Source organism: Ramlibacter sp. WS9 (assembly GCF_003797765.1).
Taxonomy (GTDB): domain Bacteria; phylum Pseudomonadota; class Gammaproteobacteria; order Burkholderiales; family Burkholderiaceae_C; genus Ramlibacter.
On sequence record NZ_RKMB01000006.1, the window covers coordinates 99292 to 121340 of the forward strand.

Annotated in this window: 19 protein-coding genes; 16 read left to right on the top strand and 3 right to left on the bottom strand. The window is 61.6% G+C overall.

Annotation, left to right across the window (positions count from 1 at the left end):
- Positions 1–11 precede the first annotated feature (11 nt).
- From gyrA to EEB15_RS11895, 11 genes are all read left to right on the top strand, one after another.
- The gene (gene gyrA, locus EEB15_RS11845; RefSeq protein ID WP_141510063.1) at positions 12–2651 is read left to right on the top strand and encodes a DNA gyrase subunit A; all 2640 of its coding nucleotides are present in this window, start codon (positions 12–14) and stop codon (positions 2649–2651) included.
- Positions 2651–3733, top strand: coding sequence for a prephenate dehydratase (pheA, locus tag EEB15_RS11850; protein ID WP_141510064.1), 1083 nt, complete (start codon positions 2651–2653; stop codon positions 3731–3733). Before gyrA ends, pheA begins: the two co-directional genes overlap by 1 nt.
- 13 nt (positions 3734–3746) lie before the next feature.
- The gene (locus tag EEB15_RS11855; protein ID WP_141510065.1) at positions 3747–4619 is read left to right on the top strand and encodes a prephenate dehydrogenase/arogenate dehydrogenase family protein; all 873 of its coding nucleotides are present in this window, start codon (positions 3747–3749) and stop codon (positions 4617–4619) included.
- 31 nt (positions 4620–4650) lie between these two features.
- Positions 4651–6651 carry a bifunctional 3-phosphoshikimate 1-carboxyvinyltransferase/cytidylate kinase gene (locus tag EEB15_RS11860; protein WP_141510066.1) on the top strand — a complete coding sequence of 667 codons (2001 nt, stop codon included), beginning with the start codon at positions 4651–4653 and terminating at the stop codon, positions 6649–6651.
- Positions 6652–6818: 167 nt separating this feature from the next.
- On the top strand, positions 6819–8513 hold the full coding sequence (gene rpsA, locus EEB15_RS11865) for a 30S ribosomal protein S1 (RefSeq protein WP_233259465.1): 1695 nt from the start codon (positions 6819–6821) through the stop codon (positions 8511–8513).
- Between the two features lie 54 nt (positions 8514–8567).
- Positions 8568–8879 (top strand): integration host factor subunit beta, encoded by a 312-nt coding sequence (locus tag EEB15_RS11870; RefSeq protein WP_141510068.1) that lies wholly within the window; start codon positions 8568–8570, stop codon positions 8877–8879.
- Between the two features lie 38 nt (positions 8880–8917).
- Positions 8918–9199 carry a lipopolysaccharide assembly LapA domain-containing protein gene (locus tag EEB15_RS11875; protein WP_141510069.1) on the top strand — a complete coding sequence of 94 codons (282 nt, stop codon included), beginning with the start codon at positions 8918–8920 and terminating at the stop codon, positions 9197–9199.
- On the top strand, positions 9189–10322 hold the full coding sequence (lapB, locus tag EEB15_RS11880; RefSeq protein ID WP_141510070.1) for a lipopolysaccharide assembly protein LapB: 1134 nt from the start codon (positions 9189–9191) through the stop codon (positions 10320–10322). Before EEB15_RS11875 ends, lapB begins: the two co-directional genes overlap by 11 nt.
- Positions 10319–11248 carry a D-glycero-beta-D-manno-heptose-7-phosphate kinase gene (gene rfaE1 / locus EEB15_RS11885; protein ID WP_141510071.1) on the top strand — a complete coding sequence of 310 codons (930 nt, stop codon included), beginning with the start codon at positions 10319–10321 and terminating at the stop codon, positions 11246–11248. Before lapB ends, rfaE1 begins: the two co-directional genes overlap by 4 nt.
- Positions 11245–12252 (top strand): ADP-glyceromanno-heptose 6-epimerase, encoded by a 1008-nt coding sequence (rfaD, locus tag EEB15_RS11890; protein WP_141510072.1) that lies wholly within the window; start codon positions 11245–11247, stop codon positions 12250–12252. Before rfaE1 ends, rfaD begins: the two co-directional genes overlap by 4 nt.
- Before the next feature lie 117 nt (positions 12253–12369).
- Positions 12370–12993 (top strand): helix-hairpin-helix domain-containing protein, encoded by a 624-nt coding sequence (locus tag EEB15_RS11895; RefSeq protein ID WP_141510073.1) that lies wholly within the window; start codon positions 12370–12372, stop codon positions 12991–12993.
- 49 nt (positions 12994–13042) lie between these two features.
- Here EEB15_RS11895 and EEB15_RS11900 read toward each other — a convergent pair whose 3' ends face one another.
- The 3 genes from EEB15_RS11900 to EEB15_RS11905 form a co-directional block, all read right to left on the bottom strand.
- On the bottom strand, positions 13043–13576 hold the full coding sequence (locus EEB15_RS11900) for a DinB family protein (RefSeq protein ID WP_141510219.1): 534 nt from the start codon (positions 13574–13576) through the stop codon (positions 13043–13045).
- A gap of 153 nt (positions 13577–13729) precedes the next feature.
- Positions 13730–13870: a hypothetical protein gene (locus EEB15_RS33630; protein ID WP_158290071.1), complete on the bottom strand. Its 141-nt coding sequence runs from the start codon at positions 13868–13870 to the stop codon at positions 13730–13732.
- Between the two features lie 118 nt (positions 13871–13988).
- The gene (locus tag EEB15_RS11905) at positions 13989–17057 is read right to left on the bottom strand and encodes an N-6 DNA methylase (RefSeq protein ID WP_199236515.1); all 3069 of its coding nucleotides are present in this window, start codon (positions 17055–17057) and stop codon (positions 13989–13991) included.
- A 229-nt stretch (positions 17058–17286) separates the two neighbouring features.
- Between EEB15_RS11905 and EEB15_RS11910 the strand changes: the two genes are divergently transcribed.
- The 5 genes from EEB15_RS11910 (at position 17287) to EEB15_RS11930 (ending at position 21861) form a co-directional block, all read left to right on the top strand.
- Positions 17287–17877 (top strand): LexA family transcriptional regulator, encoded by a 591-nt coding sequence (locus tag EEB15_RS11910; protein WP_141510074.1) that lies wholly within the window; start codon positions 17287–17289, stop codon positions 17875–17877.
- Positions 17878–17911: 34 nt separating this feature from the next.
- A complete protein-coding gene (locus tag EEB15_RS11915) occupies positions 17912–18658 on the top strand; it encodes a DUF5131 family protein (RefSeq protein ID WP_141510075.1) in 747 nt (248 codons plus the stop codon).
- 8 nt (positions 18659–18666) lie between these two features.
- Positions 18667–19944, top strand: a complete 1278-nt coding sequence (locus EEB15_RS11920) for a three-Cys-motif partner protein TcmP (RefSeq protein ID WP_141510076.1) — start codon at positions 18667–18669, stop codon at positions 19942–19944.
- A 61-nt stretch (positions 19945–20005) separates the two neighbouring features.
- Complete coding sequence (tcmP, locus tag EEB15_RS11925) at positions 20006–21196, top strand: three-Cys-motif partner protein TcmP (RefSeq protein WP_158290072.1); 1191 nt, start codon at positions 20006–20008, stop codon at positions 21194–21196.
- A complete protein-coding gene (locus EEB15_RS11930; protein ID WP_141510078.1) occupies positions 21193–21861 on the top strand; it encodes a hypothetical protein in 669 nt (222 codons plus the stop codon). The genes tcmP and EEB15_RS11930 overlap by 4 nt, the downstream gene beginning before the upstream one ends.
- The last annotated feature ends 188 nt before the right edge of the window (positions 21862–22049 follow it).

The window sequence follows — 22049 nt, forward strand, 5'->3', positions numbered from 1 at the left end:
TTGCCCTCCTCATGACCCAATTCGCAAAAGAAACCCTGCCCATCAGTCTTGAAGAGGAAATGAGGCGCAGCTACCTCGACTACGCGATGAGCGTGATCGTGGGGCGGGCATTGCCCGATGCGCGCGACGGGCTCAAGCCCGTCCACAGGCGTGTGCTCTTCGCGATGCACGAGCTCAACAACGACTGGAACCGGCCTTACAAGAAGTCCGCCCGTATCGTCGGCGACGTCATCGGCAAGTACCACCCCCACGGCGACCAGTCGGTCTACGACACCATCGTGCGGCTCGCGCAAGACTTCTCCATGCGCCACATGCTGGTGGACGGCCAGGGCAACTTCGGCTCGGTCGACGGCGACAACGCCGCGGCCATGCGGTACACCGAAATCCGCCTGGCCAAGATCGCCCACGAGATGCTCGCGGACATCGACAAGGAAACCGTCGACTTCGGCCCCAACTACGACGGCAGCGAGAAAGAGCCACTGGTCCTGCCCAGCAAGCTGCCCAACCTGCTGGTCAACGGCTCTGGCGGCATCGCCGTGGGCATGGCCACCAACATTCCGCCGCACAACCTGAACGAGGTGGTCGATGGCTGCCTGCACCTGCTGCGCAACCCGGAAGCGACCATCGACGAGCTGATGGAGATCATCCCGGCGCCTGACTTCCCCACCGCCGGCATCATCTACGGCATCAACGGCGTGAAAGAAGGCTATCGCACCGGCCGCGGCAAGGTGGTGATGCGGGCCAAGGTCCACTTCGAGGACATCGACAAGGGCCAGCGCCAGTCGATCATCGTCGACGAGCTGCCCTACCAGGTGAACAAGAAGACCCTGCAAGAGCGGATGGCCGAGCTGGTCAACGAAAAGAAGATCGAGGGCATCAGCCACATCCAGGACGAGAGCGACAAGTCCGGCATGCGCCTCGTCATCGAGCTCAAACGCGGCGAAGTCCCCGAGGTCGTGCTGAACAACCTCTACAAGCAGACGCAGCTGCAGGACACCTTCGGCATCAACATGGTGGCGCTGATCGACGGCCAGCCGCGCCTGTGCAACCTGAAGGACCTGATCAAGGTCTTCCTGCAGCACCGCCGCGAAGTGGTCACGCGCCGCACGGTGTTCAACCTGCGCAAGGCCCGCGAGCGCGGTCACGTGCTGGAAGGCCTGGCCGTCGCGCTGGCCAACATCGACGAATTCATCGCCATCATCCGCAACGCACCCACGCCGCCGGTCGCCAAGTCCGAGCTGATGAGCCGCTCCTGGGACAGCAAGCTGGTGCGCGAGATGCTCACCCGCAGCCGCGCCGACGGCGGTGTCATCAACGCGGACGACTACCGCCCCGATGGCCTGGAGCGCGAATTCGGCATGGGCAATGACGGCCTCTACCGCCTTTCCGATACGCAGGCGCAAGAAATCCTGCAGATGCGCCTGCAGCGCCTCACGGGCCTGGAGCAGGACAAGATCGTCGCCGAGTACAAGGAAGTGATGGCCGAGATCGACGACCTGCTGGACATCCTGGCCCGGCCGGAGCGCGTCTCCACCATCATCAGCGAAGAGCTGACGACGCTGAAGCAGGAGTTCGGCCAGACCAAGCTGGGCGCGCGCCGCAGCGTGGTCGAGCACAACGCGCAAGACCTGGCTACCGAAGACCTGATCACGCCGACCGACATGGTCGTGACGCTCTCGCATTCGGGCTACATCAAGAGTCAGCCGCTGTCCGAATACCGCGCGCAAAAACGCGGTGGCCGCGGCAAGCAGGCGACGGCGACCAAGGAAGACGACTGGGTCGACCAGCTCTTCATCGCCAATACGCACGACTGGATCCTGTGCTTCTCCAACCGCGGCCGGATGTACTGGCTGAAGGTCTGGGAAGTGCCGGCGGGTTCGCGCGGCTCGCGAGGACGGCCGATCGTCAATATGTTCCCGTTGCAGGACGGCGAGAAGATCAACGTGGTGCTGCCGCTCACCGGCGACAACCGCAGCTTCCCGGCCAACCACTACATCTTCATGGCGACGTCCATGGGCACGGTGAAGAAGACCGCGCTGGACGAGTTCAACAATCCACGCAAGGGCGGCATCATCGCCGTCAACCTCGACGAGGGTGACTACCTGATCGGCGCGGCGCTGACCGACGGCGAACACGACGTGATGCTGTTCTCCGATGGCGGCAAGGCAGTGCGCTTCGACGAGAACGACGTGCGTGCGCTGGGCCGCAACACGCGCGGGGTGCGCGGCATGGACCTGCCGGAAGGCCAGTCGGTCATCGCCATGCTGGTGGCCGAGGACGAGCAGCAAAGCGTGCTGACCGCCACCGTGAACGGCTACGGCAAGCGCACCCCCATCGGCGAATACACGCGCCACGGCCGCGGCACCAAGGGCATGATCGCGATCCAGCAGAGCGAGCGCAACGGCAAGGTCGTGGCGGCGACGCTGGTGCACACCGACGACGAGATCATGCTGATCACCGACAAGGGCGTGCTGGTGCGCACCCGTGTCAGCGAGATCCGCGAACTCGGCCGCGCCACGCAGGGCGTGACACTGATCGGCCTGGACGAAGGTTCCAAGCTCTCCGGCCTGCAGCGCATCGTCGAGAATGACGCCGCTGCCGGCGACACCGAGGACGAAGCCACGAACGCAGGCCCGGAGGGCGAAGCCTGATGGCACGCGACCTGGGCCAGCTCCGCACCGAGATCGACGCTGTCGATCGCGAACTGCTGCAGATCCTCAATCGCCGCGCGGCGCTGGCCAACGAAGTCGGTGAGATCAAGCGGGCCGAGGGCTCGACGGTCTTCCGCCCCGAGCGGGAGGCGCAGGTCATCAACGGCCTGCAGTCCGTCAACCCGGGCCCCCTCAAAGCCGGCAACGTTGCGACGATCTGGCGCGAGATCATGTCGGCCTGCCGCGCGCTGGAGGCGCCGCAGCGCGTGGCTTACCTGGGCCCGACAGGCACGTTCAGCGAACAGGCCGCGATGCAGTTCTTCGGCTCCAGCATCGAGCACATCCCCTGCGTCAACTTCGACGAGGTGTTCCATGCCGCGACGGCTGGCACCGCGGACTTCGGCGTGGTGCCGGTTGAGAACAACAGCGAAGGCGTTGTCACACGCTCGCTCGACCTGCTCCTGCACTCGCCACTGCACATCGTCGGCGAAATCAGCCTGCTTGTGCGGCATCACCTGCTTCGCCTCTCCAACTCGCTTGAAGGGGTCGAGGTCGTCCTGGCGCATCCCCAGGCGCTGGCCCAATGCCAGGGCTGGCTGAACAAGCACATGCCGAAGGCCGAGCGCCGCGCTGTGTCGAGCAATGCCGAGGGCGCGCGGCTCGCCGCAACCAACCCTGCCTGGGCAGGCATCGCCAGCGAGCGCGCGGGCAGCGAGTTCGGCCTGCATGTGGCGGCGCACGCCATCCAGGACGACGCGTTCAACCGTACCCGCTTCGCCATCGTCTGTCTGCCGCAAGTGCTGGGGGCGCCGCAGGCTTCGGGCCGCGACTGCGTGAGCGTGGTGGTGTCGGTGGCCAACAAGCCGGGCGCCGTGCACGATATCCTGGTGCCGCTCAAGGAACACGGCGTATCGATGACGCGCTTCGAGTCGCGCCCTGCCCGCTCCGGCCAGTGGGAGTACTTCTTCTACATCGACGTGCAGGGCCACCCCTCGCAGCCCCACGTGGCAGCGGCACTGGCCGACCTGCAATCGCTCTGCGCCTTCTACAAGGTACTGGGCACCTATCCCGTCACGGACTGAATAAGACAACAACATGTTCGAACAACTGGGACTGATCGGATGCGGCCTGATGGGAGGCTCATTCGCGCTCGCACTCAAGCGGGCGGGGCTGGTCAAACGCGTGGTGGGCTACAGCAAGTCCCCCTCGACGACGCAGCGCGCGCTGTCCATGGGCGTGATCGACGTCGAAGCGCCCTCCGCGCTGCTTGCCGTTTCGGGCGCCGACATCGTGCTGCTGGCCGTGCCGGTTGCCGCGACCGAGGCCACGCTCAAGGCCATCAAGCACCTGGTCACCAAGGACATGCTGATCATGGACGTGGGCTCGACCAAGCGCGACGTGATCGACGCCGCTCGCCGGGTGCTGCGCGACCACATCGGAGTGTTCGTGCCTTGCCACCCGATCACCGGCAAGGAAGTGTCGGGCGTCGAACACGCCGACCCGGACCTCTACACCGGCAAGCAGATCATCCTCACGCCCATCGATAAGACGAATGCCGTCCAGTCCGAAAAGGCCGTGCGGGTTTGGGAGGGCCTGGGCTGCAAAGTTCTGAAGATGACGCCGGACGCGCACGACGCCGCCTTCGCCGCGGTGAGCCATTTGCCGCACCTCATCGCTTTTGCCCTCATCAACGGAATCACCTCGCAGGATCACGGCAAGGACTATCTTTCGCTCGCCGGCCCGGGGTTTCGCGACTTCACGCGGATCGCCGCCAGTGAACCCAAGATGTGGCGCGACATCCTGCTGGCGAACCGGCACGAGTTACTGGCCCAGTCCCAGTTCTTCCAGCGCACGCTGCAGGCGATGGAGGTGATGATCGAAACCGGCAACGCCGAGGCTTTGGAAGGCGTGATCGCGCAGGCCAGCCAGACCCGTACGAACTGGCGCATGGGCACGTCGAAGAAATGACGGCGTCGTCCACGCCGGGGGCAGGCCTCTGATGTTCGCCACTGAATTCCTCGACCTTCCGCCGCTGGACACCGCGGGCGGCACAGTGCTGCTGCCGGGATCCAAAAGCATCTCCAATCGCGTCCTGCTGCTGGCCGCCATGAGCGCAGGCACGACGACCGTGCGAGACCTGCTCGACTCCGACGACACGCGCGTCATGCTCGATGCCTTGCGCGCGCTCGGCTGTGGCGTGAAGCACAGCGGAGCCGATGTTGAAATCACCGGCCTCGGCGGCCGGACCCCGGCCGCCCACGCGCGCTTGTTCCTGGGCAACGCCGGCACCGCGATGCGGCCGCTCACCGCGGCGTTGGCCGTGATCGGCGGCGATTTCGAATTGAGCGGCGTTGCGCGCATGCACGAGCGCCCGATTGGCGACCTGGTGGATGCGTTGCGCCAACTGGGATGCGACGTGCAATACCTGGGCGTGGAAGGCTACCCACCGCTGCGCATCGGCCGCCCGCAGCTGAAGCTCGACGCGCCGATCCAGGTGCGGGGCGATGTGTCCAGCCAGTTCCTCACCGCCCTGCTGATGGCCCTGCCCCTGGTCGCAGCCAAGGAAGTTGTCATCGAAGTCGTCGGCGAACTGATCTCCAGGCCCTACATCGAAATCACGCTCAACCTGCTCGCGCGCTTCGGCATTGCCGTGCGGCGGGACGGCTGGCAGCGCTTCGTCATTCCCGCGGGCAGCACCTACCGCTCGCCCGGCAGTATCCACGTAGAAGCCGATGCGTCGTCGGCCAGCTACTTCATCGCGCTGGGCGCCATCGCGGCGCAACCCGGCACGCCGGTCCAGATCTCCGGTGTCGGCGAGGACTCGATTCAGGGCGACATCCGCTTCATCGACGCCGCGCGGCTGATGGGCGCGCAAGTCACAGGCAGCCCCAACGCACTGCAGGTCTGCCGTGGCGCCTGGCCGCTGAAGGCCATCGACCTGGACTGCAACCACATCCCGGACGCGGCGATGACGCTTGCCGTGATGGCACTCTTCGCCGACGGGCCCAGCACCTTGCGCAACATCGCCAGCTGGCGAGTCAAGGAAACCGATCGCCTGGCCGCCATGGCCACCGAACTGCGCAAGCTCGGCGCGGAAGTGATCGAAGGCGCCGATTTCATCAAGGTCGCGCCGCTCGCCGACTGGAAAGCCGCCAGCATCCACACCTACGACGATCACCGAGTCGCCATGTGCTTTTCACTGGCCGCATTCAACGCGCAAGGCGTTCCCGTCCGCATCGAAGACCCGAAGTGCGTCGCCAAGACCTTTCCGGATTACTTCGAGGCGCTGTTCTCCGTCGTCCAAACGTCCGCGCCCCACATCCCCGTGATCTGCGTCGATGGCCCAACGGCCTCGGGCAAGGGCACGCTCGCGTCGCAGGTCGCGCACGAGCTGGGCTATCACTACCTCGATTCCGGCGCGCTCTACCGCATCACCGCCTTCGCCGCCGTCCAGGCCGGCTTGTCCCTGGACATGGCCCATGAGCACAGCATCGGCAAGATGGCCGAGACCCTGCCGGTACGCTTCGTGGCCGGCAAGGTGTTGCTCGGCGAGCAGGATGTCACGGATGCCATCCGCACCGAAGAGGCCGGAATGAACGCTTCCCAGGTCTCCGCATTGCCCGCCGTACGCACGGCCCTGGTCGCGTTGCAGCAGAGCTTCCGGCGGCTGCCGGGGCTGGTGGCGGATGGCCGCGACATGGGCACCGTGATCTTCCCCGACGCCCCGATGAAGGTCTACCTCACGGCCAGCGCCACCCAGCGCGCCGAACGGCGCCATAAGCAGTTGATTTCAAAGGGAATTTCCACTACAATCGCCAGTCTTCGCGCAGACCTGGAAGCGCGTGACCTCCGGGATTCGTCCCGTGCGGTCGCACCGCTGAAGCCCGCCGAAGATGCCCTCCTGCTGGATAACTCGAGCCAATCGGTTGAAGAATCGGTGGCGCAAGTGCTTCAGTGGTGGGAAGAGAAGCAGCCTTTCGGCCCCGGTCGGAAGAACTGAAAAGGCCCACACCGCCCCTCTCGCGCGACAGCGCCCAGGCAGTGTGGTTCGTTAACATAACCCGCGGCGCCAAGCCGCAAAAACCGCCGTCCCAGCCTTAAAAACAGCCGCGTTGAAGCGATTTTGCTTTTGCGTCTGGAAACCTGTGCGACGTGCAAGGAAACCGAATGTCTGAATCCATGGAATCTTTTGCCTCGATGTTCGAGGAATCGCTGCAGCGCTCTGAAATGCGCACCGGCGAAGTGATCACTTCCGAAGTGGTCCGTATTGAGCACAGCTTTGTCGTCGTGAACGCCGGCCTCAAGTCCGAAGCGTACGTGCCGATCGACGAGTTCAAGAATGACAAGGGCGAAATCGAAGTCCAGGTGGGCGATTTCGTCTCGGTGGCCATCGACGCCATCGAAAACGGCTACGGCGACACCATCCTGTCGCGCGACAAGGCCAAGCGCCTCGCATCGTGGATGAGTCTCGAGAAGGCCCTGGAATCCGGCGAATTCGTCACCGGCACCACCAGCGGCAAGGTCAAGGGCGGCCTCACGGTCCTGGTCAACGGCATCCGCGCCTTCCTGCCGGGCTCGTTGATCGACACGCGTCCGATCAAGGACCTGACGCCGTACGAAAACAAGACGATGGAGTTCAAGGTCATCAAGCTGGACCGCAAGCGCAACAACGTCGTGTTGTCGCGCCGTGCCGTGGTCGAAGCCTCGATGGGCGAAGAGCGCGCCAAGCTGATGGAAACGCTGAAGGAAGGCTCCGTGGTTCGCGGCGTCGTCAAGAACATCACCGAATACGGTGCGTTCGTGGACCTCGGCGGCATCGACGGCCTGCTGCACATCACCGACATGGCCTGGCGCCGCGTCCGCCACCCGAGTGAAGTCGTTCAGGCCGGCCAGGAAATCACCGCCAAGATCCTCAAGTTCGACACGGAAAAGAACCGCGTCTCGCTGGGCCTCAAGCAAATGGGCGACGACCCGTGGATGGGCGTCAACCGCCGCTACCCGCAAGGCACGCGCATGTTCGGCAAGATCACCAACATCGCCGACTACGGCGCGTTCGTGGAACTCGAGCCCGGCATCGAAGGCCTGGTGCACGTCTCCGAAATGGACTGGACCAACAAGAACGTTGCGCCTTCCAAGATCGTCTCGCTGGGTGACGAAGTCGAAGTCATGGTCCTCGAGATCGACGAAGACAAGCGCCGCATCAGCCTGGGCATGAAGCAGTGCAAGGCCAACCCCTGGCAAGAGTTCGCGCAGAACACCAAGCGCGGCGACCGCGTCAAGGGCCCGATCAAGTCGATCACCGACTTCGGCGTTTTCGTGGGTCTTGCCGCCGGCATCGACGGCCTGGTTCACCTGTCCGACCTGTCCTGGAACGAAGCCGGCGAAGCGGCCGTTCGCAACTACAAGAAGGGCCAGGAAGTCGACGCGATCGTGCTGGCCGTGGACGTGGACCGCGAGCGCATCTCCCTGGGCATCAAGCAGCTGGACGGCGACCCGTTCGCGACGTTCACCTCGGTGCACGACAAGGGCTCGATCGTGTCGGGCAAGGTCAAGACCGTCGACCCCAAGGGCGCCGAGATCGACCTGGGCGAAGACATCATCGGCTACCTGCGTGCTTCGGAAATCTCCCGCGACCGCGTGGAAGATGCCCGCAACGTGCTCAAGGAAGGCGACGAAGTTTCCGCAGTCATCGTGAACATCGACCGCAAGACCCGCAACATCCAGCTGTCCGTGAAGGCCAAGGACATGGCCGACGAGCAAGGCGCCATGCAGAACCTGAGCCAGCAGTCGTCGCGCGAAAACGCCGGCACGACCAGCCTGGGCGCACTGCTGCGCGCGAAGCTGGACAACTCGAAAGAGTAAACAAGGAGAGAACGCGGTAGGACTGCCGTCCTACTCGCGTCCTTGTGGATTTCTATGACTCGTTCAGATTTGGTCGAAGAACTGGCCGCGCGATTCAGCCAGCTCACGCACCGCGACGCCGAATACGCCGTCAAGACCATTCTTGACGCGATGGGCGAAGCGTTGGTGCGCGGGCACCGGATCGAAATCCGCGGGTTCGGCAGTTTCTCGATCAATCGCCGCCCGCCCCGCATGGGCCGCAACCCGCGGTCCGGCGAGAGCGTGCACATCCCGGAAAAACGCGTCCCCCACTTCAAGCCGGGCAAGGCCCTGCGCGAAGCGGTGGACCAGCGCACCGCGGAGATCGAGGCGGAAGGCAAGCCCTAGCGGCTCGCTAGAATCGGGCTTCCCACTGAGGAACTCGATTGAAATACCTCATGTGGCTGCTCAAGGCAGCCATTTTTTTTACCCTGTTCGCTTTCGCGCTGAACAACCAGCACACAGTTGACGTGCATTTCTTCTTCGGCACGCTGTGGCGCGCGCCGCTGGTGCTCGTGGTGCTGGCGGCCTTCGCCCTCGGGCTGGCGATCGGTGCGCTGGGAATGGTGCCGCGCTGGTGGAAGCACCGCGCCGCCGCGCGCCGCGCGCACCAGGCGACGGAAGCGCCGGGAACAGAGCCGATCAACACGGCACACCATGGACTTTGACCTCAGCTGGGTTTTGTGGGGCCTGCCCATCGCTTTCGTGCTGGGGTGGCTCGCCTCGCGGCTCGACCTGCGGCAGATGCGCATCGAGAATCGCCAGGCGCCCAAGGCGTACTTCCGCGGCCTCAATTTCCTGCTCAATGAGCAGCAGGACCAGGCGATCGACGCCTTCATCGAGGCCGTGCAAAACGATCCCGACACGTCCGAGCTGCACTTCGCGCTGGGCAACCTGTTTCGCCGCCGTGGTGAATACGAGCGTGCAGTGCGCGTGCACGAACACCTGCTCTCGCGCGGCGACCTGAGCCGTGCCGACCGTCATCGCGCGCAGCATGCGCTGGCACTGGATTTCCTGAAGGCCGGGCTGCTGGACCGTGCCGAGGAAGCGCTGCGCAAGCTCGAAGGAACGGCCTTCGAAGGCCAGGCCCTGCTGGCGTTGCTTGCGATCTACGAGCGATCGCGCGACTGGCCGCAGGCCTCGGAGATTGCACAGAAACTGGAGGCATCGGGCCAGGGCAGCTTCGGTGGCCGCCAAGCCCATTACCTGTGTGAGCAGGCCACGAGCGCGCCGCCCGCCCAAGCCGAGCAGTTGTTGCGCCAGGCCATGGAACTGGCGCGGGGCGCGGCAAGGCCCGGCATCGACCTCGCGGCGCTGCAGCGGCGCGCGGGCGACGCGGGCACGGCGTTCAGGACTTTGTCCACCATCGCACATTCGGCGCCGGCCGCCATTCCGTTGATGGCCAAGCCGCTGACCGAGGCGGCCATGGCGAGCGGCGAGCAAGCCGAGGCATTGAAGATCCTGCATGGCAGCTACGAGCTCGCGCCCTCGCTTGATGTGCTGGAAGGCATCGTCGCGCTCGAGCCGGACGCCACCGCGGCGCGCGAGTGGTACGTGAAGCACCTCGAGCGCGAGCCTTCCCTGGTGGCCGCGACCAAGTGGCTGGCCGGCGAGAAGCTGGAACACGAGCAGTTCCATCCCTTCGTGCAAAGCGCGCTGGACCACGCCGTCAAGCCGCTGACCCGGTACCGCTGCGCCGCCTGCGGATTCGAGGCCAAGCAGCATTTCTGGCAATGCCCCGGCTGCCAGGCTTGGGACAGCTACCCTGCCCGGCGAGTAGAAGAGTTATGAACCCAACCAAACAACAACTGGCCAAGGCCCGGGTGCTCGTCGTCGGCGACGCGATGCTCGACCGCTACTGGCACGGCGCGGTGGACCGCATTTCGCCCGAGGCGCCCGTCCCCGTCGTCAAGGTCAACCGCGAGGAAGAGCGCATCGGCGGTGCCGCCAACGTCGCCTACAACGTGGTGACGCTGGGCGCACAGGCCGGCTTCCTGGGCGTCGTCGGCGACGACGAACCGGGGCACCGCCTGGAAGTGCTGTTGCGCGAAACCGGCATCACCACGCACCTCAAGCGCGACAAGGGCTTGAAGACCACCGTCAAGCTGCGTGTGATCGGGCGGCAGCAGCAACTGCTGCGCATGGACTTCGAGAACGAGCCTGACCATGAGGCGCTAGCGCTGCAAAACGAGACCTTCGCCCGCCTCGCGCCCCAGCACGACGCCATCCTGTTCTCCGACTACGGCAAGGGCGGCCTCGCCCACATCCCCACGATGATCGCCGCCGCCCGCGCCGGGCGCCGTGCCGTGCTGATCGATCCCAAAGGTTCCGACTACTCGCGCTACAAGGGCGCCACGGTCATCACGCCGAACCGTGCCGAATTGCAGCAGGTCGTCGGCACCTGGAAGGACACGGCCGAACTGCGCACCAAGGCGCAGGCCCTGCGCGAGACGCTCGAACTCGACGCCCTCCTGGTCACGTTGGGAGAGGACGGCATGACCCTGTTCGACGCCCAGGGCGACACGCACGTGGACGCACAGGCGCGCGAAGTGTTCGACGTGACAGGTGCGGGCGACACCGTCATCGCGACGCTCGCCGCGCTGGTGGGCGCCGGAGTCGGCCTGCGCGACGCCATGCCGCTGGCCAACAAGGCCGGCGGGATCGTCGTGGGCAAATTCGGCACCGCCACTGTTTCATACGAGGAGCTCTTTTCATGACACGCGTTGTGGTCACCGGTGCCGCGGGTTTCATCGGCAGCAACCTGGTCAAGGGCCTCAACGCGCGCGGCATCGACGATGTCATCGCCGTGGACGACCTCACGCAAGGCGACAAATTCCGCAACCTCGCCGATCTCAAGATCGCGGACTATGTCGACGTCGACATGTTCTACGACCTCTTCGCGGAAGGCTACTTCGGCAAGGTCGAAGCGGTCTTCCACGAAGGCGCATGCAGCGACACGATGGAGACCGACGGCAAGTACGTGATGGACAACAACTACACGCTCTCGTGTGGCCTGTTCAACGCCTGCCAGGAGCGCGGCACCCGGTTGCTCTACGCGTCCTCCGCGGCCACGTACGGCGGTTCCGACACTTTTCGCGAATCGCCCGAATTCGAACGCCCGCTCAACGTCTACGGCTACTCGAAGCTGCTGTTCGACCAGCGCATGCGGCGCGAATGCGGCAAGGACTTCAAGAAGACGAAGCGCCAGGTCGCGGGCTTTCGCTACTTCAACGTCTACGGCCCGCGCGAGCAGCACAAGGGCCGCATGGCGAGCGTCGCCTTCCACCAATTCGAGCAGTTCAAGGCCGAAGGCAAGGTCAAGCTGTTCGGCGAATACGGCGGGTATGGCGCCGGCGAGCAGCAGCGGGATTTCGTCTTCATCGACGACGTGGTCGCGGTGAACCTCTGGTTCTTCGATCATGCGGACAAGTCAGGCATCTTCAACCTCGGCACGGGCCGGGCGCAACCGTTCAACGACGTGGCGGTGGCCGTCGTCAACGCGCTCCAGGGGCAGGCGGGCCAGCCCCTGATGGATGCTGCCTCCGCGGCGGCCCAGGGCCTGATCGAATACGTGCCCTTCCCCGATGCGCTGCGCGGCAAATACCAGTGCTACACACAGGCCGACCTGGGCGCGCTGCGCGCGGCCGGCTGCGAGCACGTGTTCGCCGACGTGCATTCGGGCGTATCCCGCTACATGGCGGAACTGGCGAAACCGGCCTGACGCCACGGGGCGGGCGGCAGGCCCTGTCAACCGCTGCGCACGGGGCGCGTTACAAACGAGCCACGGCAAGCCGGCGGCGCGCACCCTCCCCATCCGATTCCTTTTCAGGAGCCAAGCATGTTGAAGAAAATCCTGGCCGTTCTGGCCATGCTGTACGCCGTTGCCGCATTCGCCGCCGTGGACGTGAACAAGGCCACCGCCGCCGAACTTGACGGCATCAAGGGCATCGGCCCCGGCATTTCCACGAAGATCCTCGACGAGCGCAAGAAAGGCGCCTTCAAGGACTGGAGCGACTTCATCGAACGTGTCAAAGGCGTGGGCGAGGGCAATGCAGCCAAGTTCTCCGCTGAAGGCATGACCGTCAACGGCGCCGGCTTCAAGGGCGTCGCGGCGGCCAAGAAAGAAGAGAAGAAAGAGGAAAAGGCCGCTGCCAAGGCCGAAAAGAAGGACGACAAGGCGGCCCCGGCGAAGGTAGCCGCTTCGGCTCCGGCGAAGGTTGCCGCTTCGGCGCCGGCCGTGAAGGAAGAGAAGAAGGATGCCAAGGCTGAAGCCAAGGCCAAGAAGGAAGCCGAAAAGAAGGCCAAGGCCGAGGAAAAGGCCAAGAAGGCCGAAGAAGCCAAGGCGAAGAAGGAAGCTGCGAAGAAGGCCAAGGAAGACGCCAAGAAGGCGAAGTCCGAGCCCGCCAAGCCGGCCGCGAGCGCGGCCTCCGCAGCCAAGCCCGCAGCCAGCGCCAAGAAGTAAGCTCCCGCGCTTGAAAAAAGGCCCGCTTCGGCGGGTCTTTTTGTTGGGGCTACACCAGGGCGATCAGGTCCGTCGTGCCGGGGTCGATGCCCGCTTGGGCAAGCAGCGTCGTGACCTGACCACGGTGATGGGTCTGGTGGTTGAAGAAATGCGTGACCGCTTGCCAGGCAGGGTGTTCACGCGCGACGCCCTTGGTGTTTCCGTAGCGCATGGTTCGCATGGGATAGTCAGGCGGCATGTCTTGCGCCCAAGCCTCGATAGCGGCGTCCAGCTCGTCGCGGGCCGCTCGCAATGCGCCCCATTCCTCGTAGAGGAGCACGCCATGCATCGCGCCGTCGGGCAACTGCAGCACCTGCGGCGTCAACGACGAAAACTGGACGCCCTGCTCGCCAAAGCGCCGCAGCCAAACGCGGTCGCCCCACATCAGGTGATTGAACGTCGCGTGGATGGAGCCGAAGAACGCGCCGCGGTCACGCTTGCGCTCTTCATCGGAGAGTTGCTCGCAGGCGGCGAACAACCGCTGGTTGAACCAGCGGTTGTATTTCGCGAGGAACCGGTAGTTGTCAGTGAAGGCCGCGTCCATCGGCGTCATTGTGCGTCCAAGCGGCGAGGAGCGCCTCTATGGCACTCCGCGGGCGCGTCCGAATTCTTGTTCGAGGCGCTGAGAGACTTGTCCACGGCGGCGGGCGTCGCTTGCGACGAACGACCGACGTGGTGGGCAAGTCGGTGCCACATCTTAAGCGGCAACTTTGGTGAAGCGATCTTCGTAAAGGATCGCAAATTGGCTCATCGCGTCCTTCCAGTCCTTGGATATCTTCGGCAGCGCCGCACTCTTGGCCGCGATGGCCGCACTCGTCAACTTCGTCTTGCTTGGCATAAATGGTCCCGTGGGTCATGTTTATGCCTCAAATACAAAACAGGACAGACTCGATATGCGCAAGCTAATCCGATGCTACATTTCCGCACCGGGGTGCGATCAACTAACTCCAGCGGTCTCACGAGACCTTGCCGAGCAACAGCGCGACTTGAACCTCGATCTCTTTGCCAAATACGGACGCCGCGATTTCCTGACGGATGGCCCGCCGCACTGATTCAAAGCGAATATCAGTTCTCAGTTCCATCTTGGCGACGGCCAATGCAGCTTGCTCGCCCAGGTCAGCGATTCGATTGTGAATCGCCTCTTTGGTATCGAAAAGGGGAATGGGAACCTGCCAGACATATTTGTCGAAGTGCCGGGGGTTGTGCTCGCCCTTTGATTGAAGCGGCCTCACTCGCTTCGTTAACTCATCGCTGTTCAATATTGCTTCAAGGTAGCGCCCCTCCTGAATACTGCCGACCGACGCCCAGTAGAGGCTGTTAGCAATGACCGCTTGATCCCTGATGAGGGCGGCAGCCAGGTACATTCCGCTCTTCGTGTAGACGATCCGCAGCGCATCCGCATGAATGGGCATCTGATTGGAGATTCCACGCTGAAAGTCGAGACGCTCAAGCAGAGTCAGCTTGTCGCTTGACTGGTTTTCGGTCCACAACGCTTCAGCTCGGCTCCACCAGTCGGCAAGGCCTGGGTAGTGCGCCAATCGGTCGGACGAGTTCAGGCACTGATCACCATCCCAGGGAATGATCGCGCGGCGAGGTGTAAGCACGCGGAATGGCATGACGGTGTCGCCTGCGTGCATCTGCCGGACAAACTGACGATCCACGTTTCCTTCGAGCGTTGGCAGAAGCTTCCAAGGCTTCTTCTCATTTGCGCTTCGGAGACTCCTAATGGCCAATCTTCCGGCACCTGCTCCCATCGGCCCGGCTGGCCTCTCCTCAACCATGAGCAGGACGCGAGGCGACACAGTGGCGCCCTCCGAAAACCTGGGATGGTACGGCGATCCTTCACCCGCAACCGAGTTCGCTGCACGTATGACAGTTCCAGCGCTTTGCGTAAGATGGGGGCCGGCCAGCTCCCAACTAAGGTTCACCTGCGGGAGGCGTCCTTCCCAGACATCCACTTCTGTGGGGAGCGCACTAGGGTTGTTGCTCTCGGCTCTTTGTCCTGATATGACGCTGGCCGGCACGGGGAAAAACGTCGGCTTGATCTTGTGCAAGTCCCATGCGTTTTCAAGGGACAACGCAAGTGGCAATCCTTCGCCCAGCGGATATCGGCCCTTGCGGAATCCGGCGAATTGCCGGCCACGAAGCGTCGCCCATGGCATGACAAAACCAAAGCGGCCGCCGACTGGTAGGTAACGTTCAATTGCTCTTAGGACAAAAAGTCCTGACAAATCCTGATTGGTAGCGACTGCGGAGCCAGCCCAGAGACCTCGCTCTGTGCTCAACGTTTTGAACTCCTCTTGCATCTTTTGTGTCATGAAGCGGAACGACAACCACGGAGGGTTACCCACGAGAACATCCACTTGATTCTGGTCGAGCGCCAACCAAAATGGTCTCGCGAGGTTTCGGGCGTAGTAACCCCAAATGTGATTGGCCCCGTTGTCATGCAACTGGCACATCGTTCTGAATGTCTCTGCGATTACTGGGAGATCATCCGCAGCAATGGCGTGCCGGCGAAAAACGGCCGTCAGCGACGGCACTGCGCTTCCCCTTTCCCGATCGGCAGACAAGTCAGACAACTCGCGCACTAAGCCATCGAACTGCGATGCATTGCGGACGATGCTCTTTGGAAAGCGCAGGTCTGTTCCCCAAAGCTCTCCCGAGCCGGTGGTAGGGATAACAATTGCGTCAGCCGTGAAAAGAGTTTGCTTTTGACCCCACTCAATGCTATCGCCTAGGTACACAGGGATGGACAAGGGCGGGCGGTCAAGGGCACTCAGTCGCGCTGTTCCAATTGCCAGCAGGTAGGTTACGCGGGCGAACGTAACTGCAACAGGATGGATGTCCATTCCGATGACATGCCCAGTAAGACCCACAAGCGCAACATTGTCATCAATCCCAACATCAGACGCGGCCTTCAGGTACTTTCGGATCGCGTGAAACAAAAAGGTTCCTGAGCCGCATGACGGATCGAGAACTCTCTGATTTAAGGGATCGCCGACCGTAGCATCAACAACTTGGCTTGCCAGCCAGTCCGGCGTGTAGTACTCGCCAAGCTTCTTTCTCTGGGCCGCCGAAATCACGCTTTCATAGAGTGTCTTCAGTACATCATGCTCTACGTCTTTCCAAGCAAATCGCGAGAGTCTCCGAGCCAAGGACTTAACGAAGCTGGGACCTCCTTCCACCTCGATTAGCCAGTCGAAGAAGTCGGCGTCGATGACGCCCTCGACCTGGGCGGCGCTGAAAAGATGTCCGTACAAGATTGTTGCGGCGGAGACATCATTTGCTGTCGGGTCCAAACCCATAACAGCATGTGCGACAACCTCGGCCGTCACCACCAAAAACGTGTGATTGATGAACAGATCATCAGTGTCGGCAAAGCTTGTTCCAAACGCCGTCGTGAGCAGTCGCGCCCATAACTCACGCTTGAGCTTCACTCCTGGCAGTCCCTTGTTCTTGTCGTATAGAGACTTGATTTCCGTAGCATCCAGCGAATAACCTGGGCTTGTTGAACCAAGGCGGCGATTGATCTCATGAGGGGTCGGCTTGATCTTCTCAGCGGTGGCCAGCACTCCCTCCATCCATACACAGAGTGCATCCACATTTGGTTTCGCGGGATCGAGCAAGAAGGTCGATACCAGCTCCAAACTGTCATTCAGCAAGTAATAGAGATGCCACTCAGCGCCGTCGGTTAATACCCCAACATAACGTTGACCCATATCCGCCGTTCGCGAGGACACATAGCCCGTAAGCTGGTCAACGGCGTCACTTCGGACGTTGCCCTTGCGAAGATCGCGTTTGACCTCAAAGACGCACAGACCAGCCTCTACGTCGATGCGCCGCCTAGCGCCCGCTTGCTGCTCAAGGACAACGTCTAAGTCGCGAAGGTCGTCTTCGTCGAGTTCTAAAGGAGCCGCCAGGAGGAAGGCATGCAGGTCGCTCTGAACGTTTGCTTCGGTCCGCGCATGGTCTCGGTCGGCGAGTCTTCGTGCGAGTGCGTTAAGGTCTAGCAGGCCGGTGGACAATGAACGCTCCAGACATAGAAAGCGCGATTATGGCAGCGCGGTTAGGGCCAACTTACGCAGCAACACGCCCAAGACGCTTCCGCGATGGGCGAAGGGCAACACCCAGTTCTCTCAGATATTCAGCACTGGCGTCCGGCGGATCGCGGTGCGAGCAGTCATGCGGTTCTTCGCGCTCGAATGCCTTTCAGCGATGACCGATGTATGGTACTCTTGATTGCGTCACAATATCATGCAACAAGGAAAAACTCAACACGGCGGCCCCCGGCCGGGGGCAGGGCGAAAGCCTGCCTATGGCGAACCGACAAAGACGGTGCGAGTGCCGCAGAGTCTAGTACCTGTGGTCGTCGGATATCTCGAAGCACACAAGTGCAGACCCGTTCAACGTGTTGATGTCGACGCATCCAAGGCTCGCCCCATCGCAATCAAACGATCCGTCACGTCGGTACCGATACTTGGCCGCCGCGTCCGCGCCGGCAAGCCAACTTCAGGCGATGACTATCAAGAAGGAACCGCGGACATTGGGCGACACCTCGTCCGCGACCCGTTGGCCACTTTCGTCGTGCAGGTCACCGGTTGGTCCATGCGCGACGCAGGCATCGCCGACGGCGACGAACTCATAGTGGACCGCTCGATCGATGCACAAGCTGGTCGCATCGTTGTCGCAGAGGTGGACGGTGAACTAACCGTGAAGCGCCTCCAGCGTGCCGCTACCGGCTGGTTGCTGCAGGCAGCCAATCCCGATTTTCACGATATTGTTGTCACGGATAGGAACGAACTGCATATCTGGGGCGTAGTGACCCGCTTGGTCCGTAAGCTCTGACAAGCACTACAACCCGAACTAACCTGGAGCCTACATGTCCCAAGCCAGCCGAATCGAATGGACTGAAGCAACCTGGAATCCGACTGTCGGATGCACCAAGATTTCGCCGGGATGTAAACACTGCTATGCGGAATCGATGGCAAAACGGTTGAAGGCCATGGGCACCCCCGGCTATGAGAACGGTTTCAAGCTAACCATCTTGCCTGATCGTTTGGCCGAGCCACTGACCAGGAAGAAGCCAACCGTTTACTTCGTCAATTCGATGTCGGACCTCTTCCACAAGGGGGTGGACGACAACTACATCGCCCAGGTTTTCGACGTGATCCGGCGCTGCCCGCACCACACGTTCCAGGTTCTGACGAAGCGGGCCGATAGGTTGGCGGCTTTTTTTCGCAATCGCGATGTGCCAACGAACGCATGGCTCGGCGTATCAGTGGAAGATCGAAAGTACGGTGTGCCGCGCATTGCTGCTCTTCGTCTGGTTGATGCTCGAATTCGCTTCCTGTCGGTCGAACCTTTATTGGAGGACGTTGGCGAGCTAGACCTAACCGATATACATTGGGTCATCGTTGGAGGAGAATCCGGCCCTAAGGCCCGACCAATGAAGCTTGATTGGGTCGAGAGAATCCAGCAACAATGCGAGGAGCAAGGCGTGCAATTCTTCTTCAAGCAGTGGGGTGGGTGGGGCGCCGACGGCAAGCGCCGCTCAAAGAAGGCGAATGGCCGGCTATTGGCCGGGCGCACATGGGATGACATGCCAGAACTCTCCGCCCACGCCTAAAGGATCGCATGGCGCTGAAACAGTACAGTTGGAAGGATGGTCCTGACCTCATTCAGCAGCACAGCGTAGCGAAACACCGAATCTTGCAGGCGTACCTGGCGGCCTACTTCAAGACGCTCGTCAGTTCGCATACCCAGGAAGAACTTCGTCTGACACTGGTCGATGGCTTTTCCGGAGGCGGTCTCTACGTTCACAGCGACACCGGTGAGTCGGTAAAGGGGTCTCCGTTCATCTTCTTGGAAGCGACGCGCGAGGCGGAGTACCTGATAAACAAGGACCGGCGAAAGAAGATTGATTTGCGCGTGGACTACTATTTTGTCGAATCCGACAAGGATGCGCATCAGCATCTCGACAAAGTCCTACGTGAAGCAGGTTACGGAAATAGAATCGGCAACAGCATTTTCCTTCGTCACGCGAAGTTTCAAGACGAAGCGAACTCGATCATCGAATTCATCAAGAAGAAGAGCCCGCGCAACGGTCGGTCGATCTTCTCGCTTGACCAGTATGGCTACAAGGATGTGCCGACTGAATTGATTCGCAAGATTTTCACGAGACTGCCTAGCGCCGAAGTGATCCTGACCTTTGGGGTTGACTCTTTCCTAAACTTCGCCAGCGACGGGAAGTTGACCCGGGCCTTGCTGGACGGCATCGGCCTCCCGGGGGCGCTCCAGGGACGAACAATCGACGAAATCAAAGAGTCTGAGCGCGACTGGCGGTTGTTTATCCAGAGCGCCCTGTACCGATCCTTAGTCGAGAACTGCGGCGCAAGACACTACACGCCGTTCTTCATCCGAAACCGTAACGGGCATGGCGACTACTGGTTGATCCACCTTTCTCAGCACCACCGCGCGCGCGACGTGATGACTGAGGTCCACTGGGCAAACAACAATTACTTCATCCACTACGGCGGAGCTGGCCTCGACATGTTTCACATGGTCGGCTACGACCCTGAGCATGACGCTGCGCACCGAGGCCAGTCATCGCTCGGATTCGAATTCGACGACGTGGCCAGAAGATCCAGTATTGCCGCACTGAATGAGCACATCCCTCGCCGCGTCTACGCCAACGACGAAGGCATCAGCTTTGGCGAGCTATTCGCCACAACGTGCAACAGCTCGCCGGCGTCAGCCCAAATTTACCGAGAGTCCATAGGCAAGCTGCTCAATGAGAAGGCCGTCGAGATCGTCGGCGCTGACGGCACGCGGCGCAAATCGGCAGCGCGGATCAAGGCGAGCGATCAGATCATGCCGCCACAGCAGAAGGCGTTATTCCTTCTCCCTAGCTGACTGGAAGCTCGATGACGGGTGTCTTCGTGCCGCAAGGAGTATTGACCCGGTGACATCAACGGTGCCAGAAATCTACGAGGGGCGCGAACCAGCGCTTATCAAACATACCCTCCTTGAGGGCTATCTAGAGACGCTCGTCTTGACCATCGGCCTGGGCGCAAAGCGCGAGGCCCGACCCGAGATTTGCTATGTTGACTGTTTCGCCGGACCGTGGGGCTCTGAGGACGAGAACCTCAATGGCACTTCAATTGCGCTGTCTCTCAAGACGCTCGCTGCTTGCCACGCGAAACTTGTGTCTCTGGGTGTCAATGCTCGCATGCGAGCCCTCTTTGTCGAGAAAGACAAGGTGGCATTTGGCCGGCTAACCAATTTCCTTGCGCGCAGCGCGGACAAGAACGTCGAGTGCGAGTGCATGTCCGGCGACTTCGTTGACCTGAGGGCCGAAATCCTCGAATGGTGCGGGAACACTAGCTTCACATTTTTCTTTATCGATCCCAAAGGTTGGTCGCCTGTGATCATCGATGTGTTGAAGCCACTGCTTCAGCGGAGAAGGTCGGAGTTTCTGATCAACTTCATCTACGACTTCATCAATCGCACCGCATCCATGACCGGTTGGCAGGACGAGATGCGGCAACTCTTGGGTCGCTCCGTTGATCTGAATGGCATGTCCCCGACCCAACGAGAGGACTCACTGCTTGGCGCCTATCGCGAGAGCCTGAAGGAGTGCGTACCGCCGGGCCGCGACGACTACCGTCCGAGGACCGCTTATGTCAGCGTCCTTCACCCACTGCATCAACGCACAAAGTACCACCTCGTCTATTTGAGCAGCCATCCTCTGGGCATTGTTAAGTTCATGAATGCATCGGAGAAGGTGGACATCGTGCAAGCCCGGGTCCGAGCCGTGAGGCGGCTTGACGAACACGCGAGAAGATCCGGCGTGCCGGACCTGTTTGAAGACGAAGCGGCAACGGTACCCAGCGAAGGGCGAAGCAGCCCTGATGAAGTTGATGCGTTCTGGCGCCGCTATCTCGTGCAGGGAGAGAGGCGTGTAGACACCGCGGCGTTCGCAGACATCTTGGAATCGACGAACTGGCTACCTAAAGAGCTTCAATCTTCCTTGACACGCCTCATTGCGGCTGGCGTGGTGGTCAACTTGGATGCAATGGGCAGTCGGCGCCCAGCTAAGCCATTGCACTTTGAGAAAGCCGGAGAGCGACTGCAGCTCTCCAGCGCGAAGGTGATCTCAGCATGACGTTTACCAAGTCAGAAAAGCTTCTTGAGCAGTTTTGCGTTCGCGCTGGGATATCACACTTCCGTGTTCCCGAAGCGTCGGATCGGCGACCGGACTACCGATTTAGGTTGGCAAGCCGCGACCTGATTGTCGAGGTCAAGGAACTTGAACCTTCGGAAGAAGAGAAGGCACTCATTGCTTGCGATCCAGAGGAATTTGACCCTGTGTACGCGTATCACTGGGGTATTCCGGGCGAGCGTGTGCGGAAGAAAATCGCCAATGCAGTTCCGCAGCTCAAGGCGTTGGCGGGCACTGCACTCCCGACCCTATTGGTCCTACATGATCCGATCCGGTTTTGGCCTGAACTCCTTGACGCGCAAGCGATAAGTGTCGCCATGTACGGCATTGAAACCATATTGGTGTCAGCCGAACCAGCGCCTGAGGGCGGAGCGACAGTTCTCGCGCGCTGGCACGGAGGGCGGAGAAAGCTCACGGAAAGCCACAACACTAGCCTAAGTGCTGTTGCCATTCTCCTCCAGGCGGATCTCGAACTTCGTCTCGATGTCTATCACAACTGGTACGCTTCAAATCCGCTGAAGCCGTCCGAACTGCGCGCCATCGGCGTGAATCATTTCAGGGTGCCGGCAGCACCTACAGACAAGTTTTCGCACTGGGTGAGTTGCTAGTAATTGGTGGCGTCGCCTACGGAAGACTCTGAATCTGCCACCTGGTGGCATGCTGAAGTTTTGTGATTGAGGCGGTCAAAGACTCGTACACAGCAGCGGGCGTCGCTTGCGACGAGCGACCGACGCCGTGAGCAAGTCAGTGCGGCGTCTTAAGCTTCAAATTTAGTAAAAGCGACTTTCGTAGAGGA

Excerpts from the sequence above, each read along its gene's own strand:
- gyrA (WP_141510063.1), top strand. The coding sequence starts at position 12 with ATGACCCAATTCGCAAAAGAAACCCTGCCCATCAGTCTTGAAGAGGAA.
- pheA (WP_141510064.1), top strand. The coding sequence starts at position 2,651 with ATGGCACGCGACCTGGGCCAGCTCCGCACCGAGATCGACGCTGTCGAT.
- EEB15_RS11855 (WP_141510065.1), top strand. The coding sequence starts at position 3,747 with ATGTTCGAACAACTGGGACTGATCGGATGCGGCCTGATGGGAGGCTCA.
- EEB15_RS11860 (WP_141510066.1), top strand. The coding sequence starts at position 4,651 with ATGTTCGCCACTGAATTCCTCGACCTTCCGCCGCTGGACACCGCGGGC.
- rpsA (WP_233259465.1), top strand. The coding sequence starts at position 6,819 with ATGTCTGAATCCATGGAATCTTTTGCCTCGATGTTCGAGGAATCGCTG.
- EEB15_RS11870 (WP_141510068.1), top strand. The coding sequence starts at position 8,568 with ATGACTCGTTCAGATTTGGTCGAAGAACTGGCCGCGCGATTCAGCCAG.
- lapB (WP_141510070.1), top strand. The coding sequence starts at position 9,189 with ATGGACTTTGACCTCAGCTGGGTTTTGTGGGGCCTGCCCATCGCTTTC.
- rfaE1 (WP_141510071.1), top strand. The coding sequence starts at position 10,319 with ATGAACCCAACCAAACAACAACTGGCCAAGGCCCGGGTGCTCGTCGTC.
- rfaD (WP_141510072.1), top strand. The coding sequence starts at position 11,245 with ATGACACGCGTTGTGGTCACCGGTGCCGCGGGTTTCATCGGCAGCAAC.
- EEB15_RS11895 (WP_141510073.1), top strand. The coding sequence starts at position 12,370 with ATGTTGAAGAAAATCCTGGCCGTTCTGGCCATGCTGTACGCCGTTGCC.
- EEB15_RS11900 (WP_141510219.1), bottom strand. The coding sequence starts at position 13,576 with ATGGACGCGGCCTTCACTGACAACTACCGGTTCCTCGCGAAATACAAC.
- EEB15_RS33630 (WP_158290071.1), bottom strand. The coding sequence starts at position 13,870 with ATGCCAAGCAAGACGAAGTTGACGAGTGCGGCCATCGCGGCCAAGAGT.
- EEB15_RS11910 (WP_141510074.1), top strand. The coding sequence starts at position 17,287 with ATGCAACAAGGAAAAACTCAACACGGCGGCCCCCGGCCGGGGGCAGGG.
- EEB15_RS11915 (WP_141510075.1), top strand. The coding sequence starts at position 17,912 with ATGTCCCAAGCCAGCCGAATCGAATGGACTGAAGCAACCTGGAATCCG.
- EEB15_RS11920 (WP_141510076.1), top strand. The coding sequence starts at position 18,667 with ATGGCGCTGAAACAGTACAGTTGGAAGGATGGTCCTGACCTCATTCAG.
- EEB15_RS11930 (WP_141510078.1), top strand. The coding sequence starts at position 21,193 with ATGACGTTTACCAAGTCAGAAAAGCTTCTTGAGCAGTTTTGCGTTCGC.